1 protein-coding gene and 1 pseudogene are annotated in these 2,021 nt (G+C 38.2%); one reads left to right on the top strand and one right to left on the bottom strand.

From position 1 onward, the window contains the following. The first annotated feature begins 462 nt into the window (after positions 1-462). Entirely contained in the window at positions 463-963 is a 501-nt protein-coding gene (locus tag Xbud_RS18850) for a hypothetical protein (protein ID WP_099137512.1), read from the top strand. 549 nt (positions 964-1,512) lie between these two features. Here Xbud_RS18850 and Xbud_RS21520 read toward each other — a convergent pair. Then, positions 1,513-1,710 (bottom strand): annotated as a pseudogene (locus Xbud_RS21520) (phage tail protein); the annotation flags it as partial. Between the last annotated feature and the right edge of the window lie 311 nt (positions 1,711-2,021).

Here is a 2,021-nt window from a genome sequence, read left to right as displayed (position 1 = left end):
TACCATTATTTTCTTGATAGAATGCATAAAAATTTATCTTCATAATAAACCCTGTTTTTATAACCACTTATACGTAATCTGAATTCAGTCCCACCACACCCTACATCACCCCCGCTAATATGTTGATCGGAAATTGCTTAATTTGTGAGATTATGGACATAATTAATTCTCTTAGAGATCAACTAAAAGTTATTATTTAAATTTGAAACAGTATCGTTAGTTATATTATTGACAGGTGATTTTCATGATTGGTATGAACCCGCTAAAAGTTGCGGGTTAAATATGGAACAACCTCAATCACCTGTTGATTTTTGAGTTACGTTTATCAGAGTGGCTTGTTTATACTAAAGCAGATAGGTAAATAACCTATATGATATTGGCGATTATCATCTCAGTGCTCCATACACGGTGAAGTAATGCGAATTTTTATTTTGAATGATTTCATTAGTAAAGGAGAATGATATGAAGATTATATTTAGCGCAATTCCAGTCACGTTATCTTATTTATTAGTGTTTTCGGCCTTTGCAGTTGAAGAAAATACTAATGCAGAAAAACAGCCCGTTTTTTCTGCTGAATATAATATGGAAGTAAAAAATTCCTCTTTTTCTGAAAACAGCCTTATGATGGTTAAAAAAAGCACTGAATGTATGTACGATAGCGGTGCAGATCAGATAAATATTGAGTCTGGCAACCAGCAAAGTATTTACTTACAGGACAATGATAATTTATTTAGTGGTTGTACACGTGTAACCAAGCGGGTTGATTGGGCTGTTTCTAGTGGTTCTGTGAGTTGTACTTTAAGCTTTGAGCATGGATACGATTCAGGGTGGTATACACAAATTAAAGGGTGCTCAGATATAGTCAAGAGCGCTATTTGTAATGAAGATGCCAACTGCAATCAAATTAAAGTTTACGGAAGTGAATCGAATATAGATATAAATGTAGAATTCCTTGTTCGGTGAATCTGGTAACTTTTGAGTTTTATGCAACAAGGCGAGGAATCTCACTTTTTATATCTTGAATTAGTTAAAAGGTTAAAGAGGACAATCCTCCCCTTTAACCCTTTAACCCCTTGATAGTATCTCCTGCATGGTGCAGATATTCTTCCGTTTCAAACGGATCGATTAAATACTGAGCAACTTGGTGAAATTACTATAGGGATTCCTTGAGTTTAAGGAGCCCTGTTGTCGTGGTACTCACTTTGGCCTGTCAATCAGCCAAATTTTCGTCCGATGAACCCGCCGAAAGTTGCGGGTTAGATATTATCGTATTAGCTCAGAATTAAGCTGCTCTTACTATGTAATTGAATGCAATATTACGGGGGCGGGTTTCGTTGCCACCTGTATTGTTAGCAATTGAATCTTTAGTAACGTTCCCTGTCGTATCCCTGCCTATCGGGTAGTGGAGCTTATCTAGGGATCCTTGGTAAAGGACTAGATAATGAGTATAGTCGGTGTTACCTTCCGCAAGCTGTATTCTTTTTGTACTGTCAGCTTGCCACGAGAAAACATTGCGATTAGAGTCCACTCCTCGCTCATCATCCCAGCCACGTATAAATTCACCTCTTAAATCAGGCAATCTGCCGGATGGATGGGCAAGGGCAAGTTTCGGATATTTTGCTGTATCAAATGCTTCACCGTTACATTTGAGCCAGCCTTCCGGGGGATTTCTGACGGCCAAGGAACAGGGACACCAACAGGTAAAGTTGATTCATTCATAAAACCAGTATTTTCAATTGGTTGCTGTGTTGGTGATGATGCAGTATCTTTTAAGTCTGGTACATCAGGTTTTTTATCTTGTGTGCTCATATTTATTCCCTCATTTAATCAACAATACACATTGCTAAGTAACATGAAGGCGGGGGGCTACTTCTCCGCCTGTGAACATCAATAAAATAGGTTCATCAATACTGGAGAGGGAGCCTCTAAAAACTTTTCACAGCCCCAAAATTGAGTAAAATGTAGACACAGTACATCTCTGCAAGGTAGCGCTGTCATGATACCGCCTCGTTCTGCTTTAA

The organism is Xenorhabdus budapestensis (assembly GCF_002632465.1).
Classification (GTDB): Bacteria; Pseudomonadota; Gammaproteobacteria; order Enterobacterales; family Enterobacteriaceae; genus Xenorhabdus; species Xenorhabdus budapestensis.
Note: the sequence above shows the minus strand (reverse complement) of the source record. Positions and strands in the feature narration are given on the sequence as shown.